General features: G+C 40.1%; 13 protein-coding genes. 8 read left to right on the top strand and 5 right to left on the bottom strand.

Translation table 11 applies throughout. The annotated features are described in order from the left end of the window. Positions 1 to 28 precede the first annotated feature (28 nt). The 3 genes from EZ444_RS20840 to EZ444_RS20830 all read left to right on the top strand — a co-directional run bounded on the left by EZ444_RS20840 (position 29) and on the right by EZ444_RS20830 (position 6745). The gene (locus tag EZ444_RS20840; protein WP_225874796.1) at positions 29 to 1024 is read left to right on the top strand and encodes a PorP/SprF family type IX secretion system membrane protein; all 996 of its coding nucleotides are present in this window, start codon (positions 29 to 31) and stop codon (positions 1022 to 1024) included. Between the two features lie 40 nt (positions 1025 to 1064). Further along, positions 1065 to 3059, top strand: coding sequence for an OmpA family protein (locus tag EZ444_RS20835; protein ID WP_225874795.1), 1995 nt, complete (start codon positions 1065 to 1067; stop codon positions 3057 to 3059). 146 nt (positions 3060 to 3205) lie between these two features. Continuing rightward, positions 3206 to 6745, top strand: coding sequence for a gliding motility-associated C-terminal domain-containing protein (locus EZ444_RS20830; protein ID WP_131611085.1), 3540 nt, complete (start codon positions 3206 to 3208; stop codon positions 6743 to 6745). A gap of 22 nt (positions 6746 to 6767) precedes the next feature. Here the strand turns inward: EZ444_RS20830 and EZ444_RS20825 are convergent, their stop codons facing one another. Beyond that, positions 6768 to 7778: a PorP/SprF family type IX secretion system membrane protein gene (locus EZ444_RS20825; RefSeq protein ID WP_131611084.1), complete on the bottom strand. Its 1011-nt coding sequence runs from the start codon at positions 7776 to 7778 to the stop codon at positions 6768 to 6770. 92 nt (positions 7779 to 7870) lie between these two features. Between EZ444_RS20825 and EZ444_RS20820 the strand changes: the two genes are divergently transcribed. The 4 genes from EZ444_RS20820 to EZ444_RS20805 all read left to right on the top strand — a co-directional run bounded on the left by EZ444_RS20820 (position 7871) and on the right by EZ444_RS20805 (position 12293). Further along, a complete protein-coding gene (locus EZ444_RS20820; protein ID WP_131611083.1) occupies positions 7871 to 8059 on the top strand; it encodes a hypothetical protein in 189 nt (62 codons plus the stop codon). A 187-nt stretch (positions 8060 to 8246) separates the two neighbouring features. After that, positions 8247 to 8765 (top strand): GAF domain-containing protein, encoded by a 519-nt coding sequence (locus tag EZ444_RS20815; protein WP_225874794.1) that lies wholly within the window; start codon positions 8247 to 8249, stop codon positions 8763 to 8765. 193 nt (positions 8766 to 8958) lie between these two features. After that, complete coding sequence (locus EZ444_RS20810) at positions 8959 to 12108, top strand: LamG-like jellyroll fold domain-containing protein (RefSeq protein WP_131611081.1); 3150 nt, start codon at positions 8959 to 8961, stop codon at positions 12106 to 12108. Positions 12109 to 12113: 5 nt separating this feature from the next. Then, complete coding sequence (locus EZ444_RS20805; protein ID WP_131611080.1) at positions 12114 to 12293, top strand: PID-CTERM protein-sorting domain-containing protein; 180 nt, start codon at positions 12114 to 12116, stop codon at positions 12291 to 12293. Here EZ444_RS20805 and EZ444_RS20800 read toward each other — a convergent pair. From EZ444_RS20800 to EZ444_RS20785, 4 genes are read right to left on the bottom strand one after another with little or no spacing between them, the layout of a single operon-like run. Beyond that, positions 12283 to 13137 (bottom strand): N-acetylglucosamine kinase, encoded by an 855-nt coding sequence (locus EZ444_RS20800; protein ID WP_131611079.1) that lies wholly within the window; start codon positions 13135 to 13137, stop codon positions 12283 to 12285. The genes EZ444_RS20805 and EZ444_RS20800 overlap by 11 nt on opposite strands. Positions 13138 to 13155: 18 nt before the next feature. Further along, positions 13156 to 14496 (bottom strand): TolC family protein, encoded by a 1341-nt coding sequence (locus EZ444_RS20795; protein ID WP_225874793.1) that lies wholly within the window; start codon positions 14494 to 14496, stop codon positions 13156 to 13158. Then, positions 14483 to 17587 carry an efflux RND transporter permease subunit gene (locus tag EZ444_RS20790; protein ID WP_131611078.1) on the bottom strand — a complete coding sequence of 1035 codons (3105 nt, stop codon included), beginning with the start codon at positions 17585 to 17587 and terminating at the stop codon, positions 14483 to 14485. Before EZ444_RS20790 ends, EZ444_RS20795 begins: the two co-directional genes overlap by 14 nt. Beyond that, positions 17584 to 18681 (bottom strand): efflux RND transporter periplasmic adaptor subunit, encoded by a 1098-nt coding sequence (locus EZ444_RS20785; protein ID WP_131611077.1) that lies wholly within the window; start codon positions 18679 to 18681, stop codon positions 17584 to 17586. The genes EZ444_RS20790 and EZ444_RS20785 overlap by 4 nt, the downstream gene beginning before the upstream one ends. 308 nt (positions 18682 to 18989) lie before the next feature. On the opposite strand from EZ444_RS20785, the gene EZ444_RS20780 reads away from it, so the two are divergent. Then, positions 18990 to 20777 (top strand): M61 family metallopeptidase, encoded by a 1788-nt coding sequence (locus EZ444_RS20780; protein WP_225874792.1) that lies wholly within the window; start codon positions 18990 to 18992, stop codon positions 20775 to 20777. Positions 20778 to 20783: the final 6 nt, after the last annotated feature.

Here is a 20783-nt window from a genome sequence, read left to right as displayed (position 1 = left end):
TCCGATGATAATGAAAAATAGAATTGTTATGAAGAAACTAATTAGAACCCTAATAATAGGAGCATTTTTAAGTTTGGGTGCGTTAAAAGGATCCGCACAAATTGACCCTCACTTTTCACAATATTATGCTCACCCACTATGGTTAAACCCAGCCTTAACCGGAGTTACTGATGGAGCATATAGAGTTTCATTAAATGCTAAACAACAATGGGGCGCTATCTCTAACTCATTTTTAACCGGGGGCGCATCCTTTGATATGGCCCCGGTTAAAAACCTGGCTTTTGGTGCAATGGTGCTTAATCAAAATGCTGGTGATATCAGTTACAATCATTTAAGCGCATTGGTTTCGGGTGCATACCGGATTCACTTCGGAAGGCAAGGATTAAATATGGTCAATTTTGGATTGCAGGCTGGTATTTTAAACAAGAGTTTTGATCCTTCAAAAATTACATTGGGTAGCCAGTACAATCCTGTAACCGGGTATGATCCTGGCTTAGGTCTTAGCGAGTCCTTCTCTTCAAGCAATACCCTTGTTCCGGATGTAAATGTTGGAGTGATGTATTTTGATGGTAATCCAGATCAGGATGTGAATGTTTTTGCTGGGGCAATGGCGGGCCATTTAACCCGGCCGATAGATAAGTTTTTGGGAAATAGTATTCGGATGCCTATACGCTATGCTACACATGGTGGTGCAAGGGTTAGAATCTCGGATTCTTTTGATATTACCCCGAATGCTTTGTATATGAAACAAGGTAATGCGCGCGAAATTTCTGCAGGTGCATATGCACAATTTATGCTTAATCCTGATTCTGACCTCCTTTTTGGTTCTAATTATAGAGTGGATGATTCTGCTATTGCTTTTTTTGGGTTACACCTCAATAATATGGTGTTTGGATTGAGTTATGATTTTAATACATCGAACTTAAACAGGGCTACGGGAAGTAAAGGAGGATTGGAGCTGTCTGTTTCATTTACTGGTAGAAAAGGAATCCTTGGCCCTAACTTTTTTTGTCCACGATTATAGTTGAACTAATATGAATTCATTACACATTAATGAAAGCCCGATGAAAACCAAAATACTTCTGATCCTCTGTTTATTTACTTCCGTAGCACAAGCACAATTTGTAGCCAACAATAAAAGGGTGGCTGATGTATATTTTCAAAATAAAGAATATTACGCTGCGGCAGTATATTATAGAAAGGCGCTGACTCCTACTATCGATAGTGCTAATTTTGTAGTTCCTTTCGGTTTTGCAGAGAAGATCAAAGAAGAAAGTCCCAAAAAGGATGAATTTGAATATTGTACTTACCAGCTTGCTGAGGCTTTAAGGTTGTATAAAAACTTTGGAGATGCAGAAAAATGGTACTCAACGGCGACGGAATTTACTAATCCAAAGTATATTTTAAGTGGCTTTTGGTATGCCGAAACCTTGCGTTCCAATCAGAAGTTTAATGATGCTATTGCTGCATTTAATGCGTTTTTGGCCAAGTACCCCCTTAAGGATGATTATGTAACCAAAGCCGCGCAAGAGATCGCCTCCTGCAAGTTTGCACTTTACGAGTTGCGCTATCCCAGGATGTACAGATTTGATAGATTGAAGAATAAAGCGAACACTTTAGGCTCAAATTATAGCCCTACGCTAAAGGGAGCTAATCTTTATTTTAGTTCATCAAGACCGACAGGTGGAACGGGTAAGAAGGAAGTGCTGACTGGTAATGATGCAAAGGTTGTTAGGAAAGAGACTCCATATTTGAATGCCGTGTACGTGACTTCTGGGAATCCACTTTCAGAGGAGGTAACAGTTAAAAAAACAGCTATTGAAGGGAAAGATAGAGAGTCGGCTGCACCAAGTTTTCATCCCAACGGTCGTGTTGCTTATGTGACGAGTTGGACCACACAGGGCAACAAGAAAATATATCAGGTAAATGCTACGCCTGATGCTGCAAGGGAATGGTCAGAACCTGTTGAATTGGGTAGCCAGATCAATGTTAGAGGTTTTAATTCCATGCAGCCTTTTGTCACTACAGATGGAAAGTATTTGATCTTTTCATCAGACAGACCTGGTGGATCGGGTAAATTTGATTTATGGTATGCTCAGATCCTTATCGATGGGGCATTAGGTACAGCGGTAAATATGGGTAGCACAATCAATACTCCTGAAAATGATGAAGCTCCATATTACAATACAGCGAATAAAAGATTGTTGTTTAGCAGCAACGGGAGAGTAGGCATGGGCGGCTTAGATTTCTTTGAAACTGATGGCGATTTCAGTAACTGGTCTGAGCCCCGTAATATGGGATTTCCTTTTAATTCTTCAAAAGATGATCTTTATTTTACACCGCTCAATAATGATGAATCCGAAGCTTTGATCAGTTCAGATCGTGAATCGATTTGCTGCCTGGAGATTTTTGTTGTTAAAAAGAATTTCCTCGTTATTCAGGGAAATTTGTTTGACTGTACTACTTTAAAGCCTTTAAAGGACGCGGTAGTTACGCTGGCAGATTCGGTGCAACAATTTAAGTTTACTACAGATGAGCTAGGGAAATATACTTTTAGCGTAAATAGTAATCGCCAGTTTAAATTGACCGCAGATAAGGATAAGTACTTTAGTAAGATCCTGAACTTTAGCTATGCGCAAATGGCTTTAAAAGATACTTTATTTAGTCCGGAGCTCTGCTTAACGCCTTTTGAAATTGATAAGCCAATTGTGCTTAAAAATGTTTTGTATGAGTTTAATCAGGCAACATTGACGGAGGATTCAAAAGAAAAGATGGATTACCTGTATACTATTATGGTTGATAATCCAACAATTGAGATTGAGCTAAGTGCACATACTGATAGTAAAGGGTCTGAGGCTTATAACTTGGATTTGTCGGAAAGAAGAGCAAAATCTTGTGTTGATTATTTAGTAGGAAAAGGGATTGCTCAGAACAGGATGACCAGTCGTGGTTATGGTAAAACCAGACCTATTGCACCAAATGAGCTTCCGAATGGAAAGGACAATCCGGAGGGGAGAGCGCTTAATCGTAGAACAGAATTTAAGGTTACCAAAAAATAAATACAAATTCTCAATCGAAACCCCGTATAGATTTTGCTTCAAAGTTTATATGGGGTTTCTGCTATATGGCTCATTTTCGGCTATTTGTTAAAAATATTTATGCTATAATTACATTATATTGTAAATTGGCCTTTTCATTTTTAATTATGCGCTACTCTAAATGTGCCATTCTGGTGTTTCTACTGTTCGGTTTCTTAACTGGATTTTCTCAAACTGTTGAAGTAACCAGTACTGCTGATGCAGGTACAGGCACGTTGAGAGCAGCATTAGCTGGAATTCCTACGGTAAGAACAGTTCCTTATATCATCAATTTCAACTTGCCTGGTGATATGTCTAACGAAGCCAATCGTACGATCAGGTTGCGGAGTCAGTTACCGAATGTTCCATCCAATGTAACTATTGATGGAACTTCTCAGACAGGTCCAGCATTAGGGGCATCAGGAGCGAAGATTATCATCGAGCCTGAGGATCCTTCTATGACTCCTCTTTTTACCTCTTGTTTAACTATAGCCAATTTCAATACCTTTGATGTTCAAACGAGTAATGTGGAGATTTATGGTTTATATATCAAAGACTTTGCAAGAATCACAAATTTGCAAAATACCAACATTCAGGCTTCGGGGATTATTATTGATTCCAGAGCAAAGAATATAAAAATTGGTGCTCCTGGAAAGGGTAACGTAATCAGTGGAAATCAAAATGGGATTTCTATCCGTAATGCGTCTAATTACAGCATTACAAATCCACTTACTGATATTAGTATCAGATCTAATCTAATCGGTTTACACTATGACGGATTAACGGCTAAAACTAATTTTAATGGTATTAATGCGACTGACTTTAGAGAGGGAGCACTCACCATTGGCGGTGACAATCCAGGGGATGGGAATGTTGTTTCAGCCAATAAGATCAATATTGATATTAAGGTAAGTAATTTTGGAAGTACTCGTTTTGCAATAAATGTAGTTAATAATAAAATTGGAACTGACCGTACTGGTACAGTGGATTTTCGTAATATACCACTGTTTGTTGTGCCTTCTGCTGTAGAAATAAGCGGATTAAAGGTTGATGGCTCTAATACCAATTTATATGTACGGGATAATGTGATTTCTGGAAACCGGACCGCAGGGCTTTCTATTGCTAATGCAGATTTTATTGTAACTGGAAACAGTATTGGGACAGGAGTCCTGGGATCGGAAGTATTGGGAAATGGTATAGGGGTGAAAATTGAGCCAGGTGCAGTTGGATTTATTGGGGGTGACACTGATGCCAAGGCGAACAAAATAGCTAATAATGAGTTCGGTATAGAGTCTTTATCTGCTAAACCAATTACAATTACCCGAAACAGTATGTATTGTAATACCAAATCAAGTATAGGCCAAACCCGAAATATAGGCCAGCCTTATGTGCAAATTCTGATTGCCAGAGCTGGTTTTCTTTCTGGAAAGGCAACGCCTAATTCTACAATTGAGCTTTTTTATACTGAAAATTGCAATGGTTTGTGTGAGGGCAAGCAGTATTTTGCAACTAGGCCAACAGGTAGTGATGGAAGATGGGATTATACAGGGGCAATAAGCGGAAAAGTTACGGCTACGGCAACTGTACTTAATTTAACCACTTCGCCTTTTTCAACAGCCGAGGTGTTAGATAATGAGATACTAAATGAACCGGTTACTTGTAATGGTAATGGTTCTCTTAAAGTCCCAGAACCGCGGGAAGGTATTACCTTTCAATGGTATAAAGTGCTTTCGGATGGAACTAAAGTAGATTTGGGGACTGCCCAGGAGATTTTAAACCTTAACGAAGGGTTTTATGAATTGATCACTGATGATGGTTGTCGGAAAATTGCAAAAGTGCCACTTTTAGAAGTTAAGGATCAGAAATTAACAGACCTTCAGGTTAAGTGGCCTGATGAACAATGTGGAGAGACTTCTTTCAACTTCTCAGCTACTGTGCAAAGGGGTAAAGGGGCAAAGACATTTAAATGGGTTGATCAGAATGGGGTTACAGTAAGAAGTGGTGCATCGGTAAATATGGGACCGGGGACATATAAACTTGTGGTTACGGATGAGGCCAATTGTGAAGTGAGTGAGCAAGGACGTGAAATAAAGATACGGCCAATACCTACTATTATTAACTCAGTGCCACCATCACCAGCTAAATGTGGTTTCGCTGATGGCGCGATAAGAGGCATTACTATTGGAGGTTCACCAACAGGTACATTAACTTATAGATGGAATATGTACAATCCTTCGGTTCCTCCTTATGTTGGAGCAATAGTAGGTGGTAATAGCCTAGAATTGACGGATGTTGAAGGCGGAACTTATATGTTGACAGTTATGGATCAGGGCAATTGTACTCCGGTAACCAAATTTTATACTATTCCAATTATTAAATCAGTAATTATAAGCCCGGCACAAACGACAAGAGCAACCTGCAATAAATCGAATGGTAGCATCTTTGGCGTTACAATAACAGAAGCTAATTATATTCAATGGATTGGTCCTACAGGTGCGATTTTAGAAGAGGGATCTTATTCTCCGGGACAGTCTTTGCTGCAAAAAGATCTTGCTCCTGGTACCTATACATTAAAAGCGCGCAATACCATTACAGGTTGTAGTGATAGCAGGAATTTTATAGTAGATCAGACAATTCCTACCATTTACAATTTGACCGAACGGATAATTGATGCCACCTGCGGGTTAAATAATGGGCGCATTACTTTACAATATAGTACTGCAGATCCAAGAAGGTTTGAGTGGCGAGATGATATGGGGACTGTTTTGACAACAGGGACGATAAAGGACTTAAATGGGCTTGCACCAGGAACTTATAGGTATTTTGCTTATGACGACAACAATTGCATTACAGAATTTGGGCCTTTTGAAGTGAAGAAAATTGATGAGCTTGCAATCGTTCCAGGAAGTGGTATTGCTACTAATGATGGATGTAGCTTATCACGTGGAGGAGTAAAGGGTGTTAGATTTAGTGGGGGGATTCAACCATATAGGTTTACTTGGGAGAATGAAGCAGGAGAAACTGTTTATTCTGGCCCTACTCCTGATTTGTTAAATGTTCCTGCCGGTAAATACCGCATGATTTTGGAAGATGCTACGAGTTGCGGACGTAAAGTGAGTGCCGATTTTTATACCGTTGAAAATCCATCTTTTCCAATTTCGACTCCTGTGGCAAATGATATGCGTGTCTGTTATGCTACAGAGATTATGATTAAGGTAATGGCGCCAGAAGAAGGAACCTATCAATTGTATCGTGAAGCAACGGATGCAACCCCAATTATGGAGCGCGCTAATGGTATATTTATTTTCAAAGTAAGTAAAACGGGAGACTATCTGATCCGCAGAAAATTGGGCAGTTGCTACAGCGACTTTGTTCCACTGCACATTGAAGTAACCAACGACAACCTCGAGATCAAGAATACCATGACGCCTAACGGTGATGGCATGAATGATTACTGGATGATTAGCGGCTTGCCCGATCACAAGGACATCAATATTAAAGTCTATACACGTAGTGGTCAGTTGGTATACGAATCAACAGGGCCCTATAACAAGCCATTTGATGGGCGGTTTAGAGGCGTAGATCTTCCCGCCGGAGCGTACTATTATAAAATAGATTTAAGAGCTGATTGTAATCCAATAGGAGGTAGTATTACCTTATTAAGATAAGATTAGGGCTAACAAAAATGTGTTAAAACTGACGAGTCGAGCATTTCACATCATAACGGTTATTCAACAAGATACCCAATACAATCTCATGTGAACCATTGTTAACGGATCGTAATGCAGATGTGGTTGAATCGTAAGAATAGCTGACATTAATTAATGAAGAGATATTAAAGCCCGCAAGCGCGGAAAAGGAATCATTGTTTCTATAGCTGCCACCAATCCAGAACTTGTCCTGATAAGCAATTTTAAGGTTGGCATCAATGGTCATAGGGGCGCTCAACCAATAGGTTAGCAAGGTTGATGGAATAAAGGCAATGTCTTCATCCACAAAAAATTTATAGCCTGCAGTACCGTAAAATGTAGTCGTTTGATAGGCCGATAAATTGGTCTGTTTGTTTGGCGTTGCAGAACGGTAACCCAATATTTGCTTGGCCGAAGCACCTAGAAAAAAACGGGGGCTGTAAAGCCATATTCCACCGCCAACATCGGGTCTTATTTTATTATTGTAATCGGCAGATAAAAGTGGGTCAGAGGTATTGTTTACAAGTACGCTGGCGACATCAATGCTGGTAGAGGCTAAGCCGGCAGAAATACCAAGAGAAAGGTTTACATCATAGCTAAGTCCCAAGTGATAAGCGTAGGTTCCATTTATATTGGTTTGTCTGATTCGTCCCGCCTTATCCGTCATTGCATAAAAACCAACTCCATGATGAGGTTCGGCTGATGTATAAGTATCCACATAGCTGCGGCTTAAAGGATTGTATCCGGCCCCCGAAAATGAGTTTACTGAACCTCTTACAAAGTCTTCTCCAATTGGAGCGTGAATAGAAATATATTGGGTAACAGGCGCGCCTTCTAGTCCCCTCCACTGATTCCTGTAACCGAGTTTTAAATCTGTATAATTGTCTATTCCAGAAATTGCGGGATTAATTAAATAATTGTTAAAGATATACTGAGTAGACCTGGGATATTCCTGCCCAAAGCTGAATAAGCACGTTAGGAGTAATAACGAGAGGTTAAAAATAGATTTCATTCTTGTCAAATAGCAATTAAGTAACCAATTATAAGATTAATTTTGTGTATAATGAACTTTTAAACTAAATTCTTTAATTAAAGCTGTAATTTATGCATCCCGAATCGCAAATAAAACTCATCGCTGATACCCTACTTCCGGGTTTTATTCCCAAAAACGCTACTGAAAAGGAGCTTTCTTTTCATTTCACTATTCCACCTAAAAAGAGCTATAAAGTATGGTATGAAAAGAATGCCAAGAACGAATGGGTATTTACCGGCTTTGAACCAGCAGAAAATTAAGCGATTCTTATATGGCGGATGATGAGGATGAATGGTGTATTATGCATCAATTTGAGTAACTTTTGCCCCTATGCCTCATGATGTAAATAATACACTTAGGTCAGAAAACAGCTTAGGCATAGTGTATTACATACTATCTGAATAAGGTATAGTAATTGTTCAAATTATGCTACTAGATAGGAAGATTTTGGAAAAGAAAATAAGGAAAAACATCGTAAGGGCTGAGCAATCTCGACTAGGGAAATTAAATAGATATAATCTTATATATACTAAATCAGAGGCCGTTTTTAATGACTTGGCGATATTAACTGCAACGATATTTGATACGCACATTGCTGTGATCAATTTTGTTGATCAGGATAATGTTTGGTCAAAAGTTAAAATCCAAAGTAGTCAGGAATCAGACTTTACTAATGAAACAAGTGTTTGTTCATTAGCCATTATTGATGAAGAAGGGGGGCTATTTGAGGGACTTTCGATCTCGCCCAGATTGATGTCGAATGCCTTAATTGCTAGTGAGATGGGGATGAAGTTTTATGCAGCAGTGCCTATAACTACAGATGAAGGTTTTAATGTTGGCAGTGTTTGCATTGTTGATAAAGAGCATAGAGCGTTTCTGCCCAATGATCGGGAGAAATTGGAATGGGTGGCAACAACCGTCCGGAAAGAAATGAATAAAAGAATGGCCAAAAAGATATACGCATAAGTATTTTATAAATACTAGTAGGAGGGGCTGTATCATAAATTGATGATACGGCCTTTTTTTATTCTGTAAAATTTGAAATAACTGCGTTTTCGTCGTAATTACACTTTTTTACATTGAGTATGGATGTAATTATTTAATATTGAATCTAGTTTGTTAACTGATTGATTATTTTGTAATTAAATGTTAAAATCTGATGGTTTGTTCAAATTTTTGGTTTAAACGGATTGTTGTCCTGTTGCTTGTGGTTATAACATATGAAAATGTACGAGGGCAGAGCTGGATGCCAGGGTATAACTTTCGGAAGAAGATCACCATTGATAAATCTATGATTGGCGGTGGTGCCAATCTGCTAGATTTTCCTGTGCTGATCGAATTGGAAGATCATGACCTGAAGCAGTCCACAGGTTGTGTCCATCTTTCGCAAAATAACAAAGAACTAGATATTTCATTTGCTAGTGCCAACCAGTCTAGTCTACCAATTAATTTTCAACTCGATTCTTATGATGCTTTGAAAGGAAAGCTAGTTTGCTGGCTGAGAATAAAGGAATTGATTGCTATAGGCAATGTAGGGGCGAATGAATTCTATCTTTATTATGGTTCAATGCAAACGCATAATCCCTTGTCTGCAGAAAGTCGTGCCACTTGGGGCAACGCTTATCAAAACGTTTGGCATATAAACCCGGATCTTGCACCAGCAACCAGTCGGAGTGCCAACCAAAGTTCTGGCAATGATATGACCGGAGATCCAACGATGAGTTTAACTAATTTCCATCAGGGTAAGATTGGTTCTGGATTACAATTTAATGGATTAACAACCTCAATGCAAGCTGCACCGGATACCAATGCAAACGTTTATGTTACTTTATGGCTGAAACTTAATCAAATTGGGACCGAACAGGTTATTCTTGCCAACGACACTTTAGATAGTGGATTTCAGCTAACCATAGATGCGGAAGGCTTTATTCTTTTTTTAGGTCGAAAGTCGACTGTAGCGCTTGTTCCGGATATCTGGTACTATATAGGGGTAATGTATAACAGTCGGCAAAAAGAGATTTATATCAATGGAGTGTATAAGAGCGGGGATGTCAAACTTAATTTTCCAACAAAAAACGTCGGCAGGCTTAGTATAGGCAAGAGTAAACAAGGTGATCGGTACTTTAATGGGATGATTGATGAATTGAGGATGTTGCGTGTGGCAAGGCGGAAAGAATGGCTTGGCGCAGAGTATAGGAATCAACTTAATCCCGCAGCTTTTGTCAATATTTCATCGCAAGAAATGAATCCCATACAAATACCTCTGGTAAATGAATTTACCGGTGCAAATGGAACAAATAATTGGGTCGACGAAGGGAATTGGAGTTACGGTAAACTCCCGGAGCCATATGCTAATGTAAATATTAAAGCAGGAAAAGAATTGCGGACACCTGCTGGTAATGGTGTAATGGTAAATGGCCTTATCCTGGAAGCCGGGGCCAGACTTTTATTAGGCGCTGATTTAGAAGTAAACTGCAAAGCGCACATTGGCTTGTCATCATCAATCGCTTTAGATGAAGGGATACGTTTGATATTTAAAAATGATGTGGTAAATAATGGGGCAATCTTATTAAACGAAAATATCGGTACACTGAGATTTGGTGCTGACCAGTCTTTGCAAACTTTTTCCGGATCGGGCAGCTGCAAGGTTTCACGTTTAGAAATAGATCTGGCATCTGGCACAGTCTTGCTACAAACAACAATTAAGGTGAGTAAAGAGCTTGCATTGATCAAAGGAATATTAAACGCCAATGGTAACCTTACGATGCTTTCGACTGGGCCAGGTAATTATGCCACTTTAATGCCTATCCAAAACACCAGTGTCACAAATGTTATTGGAAACGTAATTGTGCAACAATTTATAGCGGGTGATTTTTTAGCCCCTGCTACTGCACGCAACTGGTGGCTGTTAAGCTCACCGGTATACCAATCATTAACTGAACCAAAATGGTATAGCCTAAATGCCATTCAGCAAAGCATTTTTGTAACGGGAAAGGGTGGCGTAAATAATGGGTTTGACCTTTCTCCGAATAATAACGCTACTATTTATACCCACGATCAGTCCTTACCTGGGAGCCTTTCCCAGAAGTATATAAGTATTGCCGCCATGGGTTCAAATGTGCCTCTGGGGAAAGGATTTTATGTGTTTTCAAGAGGAAGTAAGACAGAGCCCAATGCCTATGTACACCAAATACAAACGACTCCATTTTCCAATCCAAAACCCTATACGCTCAGTTATAGCGGTAAATTGTTTACAGGTGAACTCCGGGTGGCACTACACAATAGAAATACAGGTGGGGAGGGGGATGGGTATAATTTATTAGGAAATCCATATGCTTCGGCACTGGTATGGGGTAATTTACAAAAGATAAATGTTGGCCCCTTTTTATGGGTATTTGATACTAAAAATAATGCTTATCGGGTAACCGGTGATCCGGAATATATCATTCCCCCCGGCACAGGCTTCTTTGTTAAGGTGAGCAATGGAAATAGTACTGGCGAACTTATGTTTACAGAACAGGCGAAATATGGGGCAGCGCCCGCTACTTTTTCAAGAAGGATTTCGTCTACTGAAAAAGTAACAAGCATCGCGCAGCACGATGAGAAAAGCAGGTTGAAAATAACCTTAAATAAGGAAGGCTTGTCTGACGATTACGTCTTAACACTACACCCTTCTGGTAATAACGAAATTAATGATGCCGACGCGGCTAAAATAGGAGAAGGATATTTAAGCATTTCGGGTTTAGCCACAAATGGGAATAAGCTTTCAATTGATGAACGGGCTACAGATACGGGGCGCAGGGTGATTAAGTTGTTTGTAAAGGGTTGGACGACTGGAGCCTATACTTTAAAGTTTAATGCGACTTTCAATAACCATGAAAAGCTTACGGTAATTGATCATTACTTGAATGTGGAGTATCCGATTACCACAGCTGAAAGTGTGCATCATTTTTCTATAGATACTGAAGTCGGGCCATCATACGGCAAGGAGCGTTTTTCTTTACTGCTGGAACCGGTTAAAATAACTAAGCCGATAAATGAGCTGACAGATAAGCCCTTTTTATTTTATCCCAATCCGATAAATGAGCTCCTTTATTTGAAGGCTGTAAATCAAACCTGGAGAAACCTAAAGGTTTTAATTCGTACCCTTTCTGGGGAGGTCGTATGGCGCAATGAACTAGCTGTTCTGGAGCCTGGTATTCCGGTACAGCTGTCCTGTAGTCAGTTGATGAAGGGGATTTATATCTTACAATTGATAGACCAGACAAGAAATAAAGCCATTACTTCTTTTAAAATCTTAAAAAACTAAACCTGATGAGATACCTACTGTTTTTAACCCTGATGCTCAGTTTTACCTTCGCCAGAGCTACGCAGACAGATGATCCCGGCCTTCCTGGGACTGATCCCGATGTGCCAGTGGATGGAGGAGTCGCTGCGTTGTTGGTCGCGGGAGTTGTATACGGAATAAGGAAAATTAAGCAAGTTAAACTGTAATGCCTTCTTTTCTCAAAATGTAATTGTAAATTCCTTCAATAGGTTTTTGAAAAATCTTGCCTACTTTAACCTGACTCTTTAAACATACCTCTCTTAAGATATCTTGATAGTAAAAGGCAATAGAACCAACAAAGTGAGTCTCCAGGTTTTTATACTCGCTATAATCCTTGATATTACTGTCTACAAACTCCTGAAAGCCTTCGTGCAAAATATTTATAATGAAGGGATGTGTTTTATGATTGATCATAAAACGGCTTATAGAAGCTAAATAGGTATTTGGACTAGGTTTTTGATATACATTAGTAATCACTGTTTCCTTGTCAATTTGAAATTCTTGTCCAAATTCAATGCTCAATTCGGCAGGCATTAGATTGTACAGATAAGAAGTGATTAGTTTACGGCCAAACCATGTGCCCGACCCTTCATCACCCAATACATAGCCCAGGCCATGTGTACCATGATGTAAAGTTTTACCATCAAAATACGAGATGTTGGAACCCGTACCTAAAATGCAGGTTAGCCCTGGTTTATCTCCGCAAGTGGCGTAGGCAGAGCCCATTAAGTCATGTTCTACAGCGACATAAGCATTGGTAAAGAAAGACGAGAGACCGTTAGATATGATCTCTACCTTATCGGGTGAAGAACAGCCTGCACCAAAGAAATAAACTTCCTTAACCTGGCTTGCCAAATGAGCAATTTCTTTCTTTTTAGAAAAGAGTTTGAAAATGTCATGCGCATTCAGGAAATAAGGATTTATACCCTGTGTGCTAAAGCTGATTTGTTCATTTGGGCTGTAACCCATCCAATCGGTTTTTGTCGAGCCACTGTCTGCTACTAGAATCATTCGCTAAAAATAGTAATCTTATTGAATATTTAAAGTACCGCTGATTTCTTTTAGGCTAATTTCTGTTAATTTTGCTTCGTATTGTGCATTTAGATAGCGGGTTATCGCATCGATGAAGTTCTTTTGGGCCTCTCTCAGCTCTAAAGGAGAGATACTACCCAACCTGTATTTGTCTAGCGTAATGTCCAGATTTTGCCTTGCAATATCCACATTGCTTTTCTCAATTTTAAGTAAATCAAGGTTGGTGCTGTAATTCTGATAAGTGGACAACAACTGGGCATTAATATCCTGTTTGGTTTTTTCGAAGCTCAATTCAGAAGAGTTGATTCCAATCTTGGCATTTCGCTCATTCTGACGCTGTAAAAATCCATTAAAGATGTTTAGGCTAGCCGTAACCCCATAGGTAAAGCCATTGGAGCGCGTCTGCGTGTTAAAGCCCGTTGGACTGGCGCTCTTTTGAAATTCATACCCACTATTTACAGCCACCACCGGATAGCGCTGTCCTTTTACCTGTTTTAAATTGAGCTCCGCTATTTTCTTATTGATGAAAGCATTTTGCAGATCAGGGTTTAGCTGTGCCATCTGACCTTCCAGCGTGGCAAAGTTCAATGCTGCATCAATATCAATACGTTCAGCAACCTTAAAATCAAGGTTAAGGTCTCTGGCCATGACCTGATTCAAGGCAGTTTTTGAAGTTTTTAACAAGTTAATCTCCTGTAGATATGCCGATGTATCCGTATTGTAATCTACTTTCGCGGCCAAAACATCCAGTTTGGAGCCTCTACCAATGCTCAACTTGTTGTTGGCAATTGTTAAACGCAATTGAGAGATGTCCAATGCGCTATCTCTGGCGGTAACCAGTTGTTGCTCTTTCAATACCGTGTAATAGGCATTGATCACATTACTTATCGTCGTTAATATCGTTGCCTTTGCATTCACTTCACCCAGTTTTTGCAATTCTTTAAGACGCTCGTAATTGGTAAACATTTGTAAACCATCAAATATCGTCCAGCCTAATGCAGCCCCATAGTTCATACTGGTGTTTTTTACCCCATTAAGCGTTTGCTGATTGCCGTTACTTTGCGTACGGGTGATGTCCTGTCTGCTGCCACCATCACTAAAGCTACCGGTCAGCTGAGGAAGCATACCGGCATTACCCAGGTTTAAGTTGTTTTTGGCAATCTGAATATCGTTGTTTACCAGTTTAATATCATAGTTGTTTTTTAGCGCAACGCTGATGGCTTCTTCCAAGCTTAGCTTTTGCTGTGCAGATGCCAGTTGCGTGCTTATTGCCAAAACGGTCATTAAACAAAATACAACAGTGCTGCGTTTCCCTAACTTATAATTAAGCCTTTTCATGTTCCAATGCTGCTTTTAATGATTGTTCTAGTTCTGTATTCGTTTTGTGCTCTTTCGACCAGTAAGAGTAGATTGCAGGAATCACAAATAAAGTTAGGATCAATGCAAATGTTGTTCCGCCGACAATTACAATACCCATTCCCATTCTGCTTTTTGCTGCGGCTCCTAATGCCATGGCAATAGGAAGGGCGCCAATGGCGATGGCCAAGCTGGTCATTAGGATAGGCCGTAACCTCGAAACCGAAGCTTCCCTAATCGCATCATGCACACTTTTCCCTTGCTCTTTTAGCTGGTTGGCAAACTCGACAATTAAAATACCGTTCTTGGTTACCAAACCAATCAGCATAATTGTACCAATCTGACTAAATATATTCCAGCTCTGACCAAATAACCAGAGCGATAAAAATGCTCCGGCAACAGCCATAGGTACTGTTAAAATAATGATAATCGGATCGATAAAACTCTCAAACTGTGCAGAAAGGATCAAATAAACCAGCAGCAAGGCCAGTCCAAAGGCGAAAAGCGTATTTGAAGAACTTTCCTTAAAGTCCCTCGACTCACCACCAAGGTCGGTCGTAAATGTTTCATCCAATACTTTTTCGGCAATCCTGTCCATCGCCGCGATACCTTCACCAATGCTTTTTCCTGGTGCCAGACCAGCAGAAACGGTGGCGGCAGTAAGTCGGTTGTTGCGGTAAAGTTGCGGCGGACTGCTTTCTTCTTTTGCTGTTACTAGATTATCTAGTTGTATCAGTTCATTATTGATGTTGCGTACATATACCGAGCTTAAATCTAGAGGATCCTTACGGTCGCCCACTTCAAATTGTCCAATTACCTGGTATTGTTTTCCATTCATAAAGAAATAAGAGAAACGCTGACCACTTAGACCCAGCTGCAAGGCTGTACCAATATCAGCAACCGATACGCCCAGATTTTTAGCCTTATCTCTGTCAATAGTCAAGTCAATTTCAGGCTTGTTGAACTTTAGATTTACATCAGAAGTCGTAAAAGTTGGATCTTTCGCCACTTCATCCATAAACAAAGGCACCTTTTCGCGCAGCTTTTCAAAGTTCTGCGCCTGAATGATGTAATTCACGGGTAATCCACCACGACGACCCACCGAGATGGTAGGTTGTTGGGTAACCACTACTTTTCCTTCCGAATATCTGCGGGTAATCTTTGTCAGGTCAGCCGCAATCTCTGCTTGAGATCTTTTTCTTTCTGAGGGATCCGATAAGCCCATCCTTACGAAACCACTATTGGTAGAACCCGAACCGCCAAAACCTGGAGAAGTAATGGTAATGTTTACTTGCTTTTCAGGTACCGAGTCGTTAACCATCTGGTTTACTTTCATCATAAACCTATCCGTATAGGCAAATGAAGAGCCCTCTGGCGTAGTCAGGTTCATATTAATCGCACTACGATCATCATAAGGAGCGGTCTCCTTAGGTAATATCTTCCAGAACAACACAATCAGGCCAACACATACCATTATAATCGGAATGGCTAACCACTTTCTGTCCAGAAACTTGTTTAATTTCTCCGCATAACCCTCATTCAGTTTTACAAAATAGGGCTCCGTCATTTCATAGAATTTTGTTTTTTTATGCCCTGTTTTTTTCATCAGGTAGGCATTCAACATCGGTGTTAAAGTAAGGGATACAAAGGCCGATATTAAAACTGCGGCTCCAATTACCACCCCAAACTCCCTAAACAGTCGGCCTACAAAGCCCTGCAAGAATATTACGGGTAAAAACACAGCAGCTAGGGTAATGGAAATGGAGATTACGGCAAAAAAGATCTCATTTGAACCTTTAATGGCGGCCTCGAAAGGTGAATAACCCTCTTCAATTTTTTTAAAGATGTTTTCTGTAACCACAATACCATCATCAACTACCAGTCCCGTTGCCAGTACAATGGCCAATAACGAAAGCACATTGATGGAGAATCCAAAAATGTACATGATAAAAAAGGTGAACACCAGTGATACCGGAATATCAATAAGCGGTCTGATGGCGATGGCCCAATCCCTGAAAAATAAATAAATGATCAGGATTACCAGCACTAAAGACAGTATAATAGTCTCTGCAACCTCGGTTACCGATGCTTTGATAAATTTGGTCGTATCTAAAGAGATGTTAAGTTTAATATCTGATGGGACATCTTTTTCTAATTGCGCAAAACGCTTGTCAAATTCCTTAGAAATGTCTAGGTAATTGGCACCAGGTTGGGGGATTAGGCCCACAGCAACCATTGGCTTACCCGACTCTCTCAACACCGTTTCTTCGTTTTCAGAACCTAATTCTGCGAAACCAACATCCTTTAAACGCACCACATTGTCGGTGTCATTTTTCAGGATCAGGTTATTGAACTCGTCTGCAGTAGTTAATTTTCCTAATGTTTTTACGATCAGTTCCGTATTGGCTCCTGTTATTTTTCCAGAAGGCAACTCCACGTTTTCTTTATCCAGTGCTGCTACAATATCCTGCGTTGTTAAGCCATAGGCAGCCAGTTTATCCGGCGAAATGCGGATACGCATGGCATACTTTCTTTGCCCCATAATTTGTATGCTACTTACACCAGTAATGGTTTGCAGTCTGTCGGCAATTACATTCTCTGCATAATCACTCAGCTCCATTACATTGCGTTTGTCACTTTGTATGGTCATGGTAATTACGGCATCCGAGCTGGCATCAGCCTTGCTTACAACCGGGTTGCCGTCAATATCTTTAGGTAATCTCCTGGCAGCTTCAGATACTTTATCGCGTACATCATTGGCCGCATCATCGATGTTTTTATTCAGGTTGAACTCAATCGTGATGTTACTACTTCCCTGGTTGCTTGATGAGGAGATGTTCCGGATCCCGTCGATACCATTAATGGATTTTTCGAGTGGTTCAGTAATTTGGGATTCAATAATGTCCGAATTGGCACCTGGGTAGGATGTCCGTACGTTAATTACCGTAGGATCGATGTTGGGGTATTCCCTTACACCCAGAAAATTATACCCGATTACCCCAAACAAGAGGATCGCCAGGTTCATTACAATGGCCAGTACTGGCCTTTTTATACTGGTGGTTGAAATACTCATATCTTCGATTTGTGATCTATTACCGTAACTTTAACTGGTGCACCCGGTTTTAAGGCCATTGCTCCGGTTGTTAATACAGTGTCACCAACATTTAAACCCGATGTGATCACAATGTGATCTGCAGTACGTGTTCCAGCTTCTACGGCTACTTGTTCCGCTTTGCCGTCTTTAGTAATGAAAACGGTTTTCCCTTTTAGCACTGGGATTATCGCTTGGTTTGGAATCAACAAAGCATCTTTTACAGTGCTCAAGGCCAGTTTTATTTTGGCAAAAGAGCCAGGGCGCAGTTCGTCATTAGGATTAGGCACCAGCGCTTTTATTTGTAAAGTGCGGGTTTGTGTATTGATGCCTGGTTCTATGGCGAAAACCTTACCGGTAAATGTTTTATTAAATCCATCCGTAGTAAAGGATATTTCCGAGTTCAGTTTGATCTGCCCGTTATATTTCTCCGGGACAGAGAAGCTAACTTTTAATGGGTTAACACTCGATAAGGTGGCGATGAGTGTTGTCGGTGTGATGTAACCACCCACAGAAATAGAGCGCAAACCAATTTTACCACTAAAAGGAGCATAGATGGCAGTTTTTGCGAGTTGTGCGCGAATCAGTTGGGTTTGTGCTTTTAGGGATTGCAGATCGGCTAATGACGTATCATATTCTTCCTGACTAATGGCCCCTTTTTCTAACAGTTGTCTGGAACGGTTTTCATTAGTGGCAGATAATTGTTGTTTAGTCAGCGCTTGCTGCAATTGCGCCTGTATATCTCTATCGTTAATCTTAACCAGTAAACTGCCTTTACTTACATTGGCGCCTTCTTTAAAATTAATACTGGTTACCAATCCGGATACCTCACTGCGTAGTTCAACAGACTCATTGGCTTCCAGCGTTCCGGTAATTTCCAGATCGTTGGTAAAGTCGCCTGCGGCAACTACAATTCCGTCTACATGTAAACCCTTAGAAGGGCCACCTTTGCCTCCTCCGCCTTTGCCCATGCTTGCTCCCTCTGCTGCGATTTTTTTATTCGCCGCGATTCTGTAATAAATCAAATAAGCTGCCCCGACAATAAGTAGGGTGTAAATAATGTACTTTACTTTCATTTGTTGTGGTTCTTGTTTTACCTGCATTCGAGTTCCGGCGATTGCATTTTATACTTGGGTATTTGAGTACATTAAGGATAACGCTCTTTACGTGCTCAATGTTCTTAACGCTTTTGAAAGGCTAACGCACAAAAATATTTAAAATGACCATAGTAGCTTGTATTAAGTGTGTTACAGGTAGGGGTACTTTTGAAATAAATTCAGCACTACAATAGCCTTTTTGCGCAGTTTTATCTAAGTTTGGCACAATTTAGCAAATAGTTGACCTAACCTTATGTCGGCTCCACAACGTTAAAAGAAAAAGATCAATGAAAAAATCATTATTAGCAATAGTAATATTACTATCAGTAGGTATGACGGCCAAATCACAAGTAAAAATAGGATTCGAAGTAAGTTTTATTGAACCACAGGCGCACTATGCCGAAGTAGAAATGACCATCTCTGGTTTAGCGAAAGATTATATAGACGTAAAAATGCCAGTATGGGCACCGGGTTCTTATCTGGTACGTGAGTTTTCTAAAAGTGTAGAAGGCTTTAAAGCTACTGCAGCAGGTAAAGCATTAAAACATGAAAAAGTAAGAAAAAATACCTGGCGTGTATATGCTGCAAAAGCAAATACGGTTAAAATTAAATATAGAGTATATGCTTTCGAGGTTTCTGTGCGTACTTCTTTCATTGATGATACCCATGCATTTTTGTCAAACACAGGTGTATTCATGTATCCTGATGGATTGTTGAAACATGCTAGCACAGTAAAAATTATTCCTTACAAAGGCTGGACTAAAGTATCAACAGGATTAGAACCTGTTGCCGGAAAGGAATTTACTTATACTGCTAGCGATTTTGATATCCTGTTTGATAGCCCTATTGAAGTAGGTAATCAGGATGTTTTTGATTTTATGGCTTCTGGTGTAAAGCATGAGGTGGCTATGTTTGGTGGTGGCAACTACGATAAAGAAAAGCTAAAGGTTGATATGGCTAAAATCGTAGAGCAAGGCACCGCAATTTATGGCGAAAATCCAAATAAGCACTATACATTTATTGTGCACAATTTCTCTACAGGTAGTGGAGGTTTAGAACACTTAAACTCTACGGTATTAGGCGCGAGTCGCAACGGTTATAGTACCACAGAAGGTTATAAGGGATTCCTAGAGCTTGTTGCTCACGAATATTATCACCTGTGGAACGTAAAAAGAATGCGCCCGGTAGCCTTAGGTCCATTTGATTATGACAATGAAAACTATACCACCAGTTTATGGGTAGCCGAAGGATTTACCGCTTATTACGAGAATAAATTGATGCTACGAGCAGGCTTTATCACCGAAAAGGAATTTGTTGATCAACTGGTTACCGCAGTGAGCAATGTGTCTAATATTCCAGGTGCACAGGTACAATCTGTAGCTGAAGCCAGCTATGATGCATGGATCAAACTTTACAGACCTAATGAAAACTCTAACAATACTACCGTTTCTTATTACGCCAAAGGTGAAGTCGTTGGTATATTAATGGACATTGCAATTGCACAGGCTACCAAAGGAACTAAAAGCCTGGATGATGTAATGAAAGCCATGTACCTGCAAAATAAAGCGCAGAAAAGAGGCTATACCGATGCTGAATTTAAGGCGATGGTAGAAAAGATCAGTGGACAGGATTTTACTGATTTCTGGGCAAAATATGTGAATGGTACCACTTTGCCAGAGTATGCTAAATACTTTGGTTATGCAGGTATAAAAGTAACAAATGAATTGGAAGGTAAAAGCAGTCCTTACCTAGGCGTTACTTCTAAAAAAACTGAAGGAAGGATGTTTATTACATCGATCATGCGCAATACTTCTGCATGGGTTGATGGCTTAAGTGTAAACGATGAGTTGATTAGCATTGATGGTACACCAATAGAATCTGCAGTGGAGCGTATGCCAGCCATCAGCGGTAAAAATGTAGGTGATGTGGTGGTGATTAAAGTAGCAAGAGATGGAAGGATCAGAGACTTTAATGTTACCCTTAAGAATTATCCAGGTATAAAGTTGGTAGGGGCAGTAGATGAGAATGCTGGCGAATTGCAAAATAAAGTAAGGCAGGCTTGGTTTAAAAAATAACCGTTC

Origin of the sequence: Pedobacter hiemivivus (genome assembly GCF_004331685.1) — a bacterium.
GTDB classification, from domain to species: Bacteria; Bacteroidota; Bacteroidia; order Sphingobacteriales; family Sphingobacteriaceae; genus Pedobacter; species Pedobacter hiemivivus.
Note: the sequence above shows the minus strand (reverse complement) of the source record. Positions and strands in the feature narration are given on the sequence as shown.

Coding starts and splice junctions, on each gene's coding strand:
- EZ444_RS20785 (WP_131611077.1), bottom strand. CDS start 18,681: ATGAAAGTAAAGTACATTATTTACACCCTACTTATTGTCGGGGCAGCT.
- EZ444_RS20830 (WP_131611085.1), top strand. CDS start 3,206: ATGCGCTACTCTAAATGTGCCATTCTGGTGTTTCTACTGTTCGGTTTC.
- EZ444_RS20780 (WP_225874792.1), top strand. CDS start 18,990: ATGAAAAAATCATTATTAGCAATAGTAATATTACTATCAGTAGGTATG.
- EZ444_RS20800 (WP_131611079.1), bottom strand. CDS start 13,137: ATGATTCTAGTAGCAGACAGTGGCTCGACAAAAACCGATTGGATGGGT.
- EZ444_RS20805 (WP_131611080.1), top strand. CDS start 12,114: ATGAGATACCTACTGTTTTTAACCCTGATGCTCAGTTTTACCTTCGCC.
- EZ444_RS20810 (WP_131611081.1), top strand. CDS start 8,959: ATGGTTTGTTCAAATTTTTGGTTTAAACGGATTGTTGTCCTGTTGCTT.
- EZ444_RS20835 (WP_225874795.1), top strand. CDS start 1,065: ATGAAAACCAAAATACTTCTGATCCTCTGTTTATTTACTTCCGTAGCA.
- EZ444_RS20840 (WP_225874796.1), top strand. CDS start 29: ATGAAGAAACTAATTAGAACCCTAATAATAGGAGCATTTTTAAGTTTG.
- EZ444_RS20795 (WP_225874793.1), bottom strand. CDS start 14,496: ATGAAAAGGCTTAATTATAAGTTAGGGAAACGCAGCACTGTTGTATTT.
- EZ444_RS20820 (WP_131611083.1), top strand. CDS start 7,871: ATGCATCCCGAATCGCAAATAAAACTCATCGCTGATACCCTACTTCCG.
- EZ444_RS20790 (WP_131611078.1), bottom strand. CDS start 17,587: ATGAGTATTTCAACCACCAGTATAAAAAGGCCAGTACTGGCCATTGTA.
- EZ444_RS20825 (WP_131611084.1), bottom strand. CDS start 7,778: ATGAAATCTATTTTTAACCTCTCGTTATTACTCCTAACGTGCTTATTC.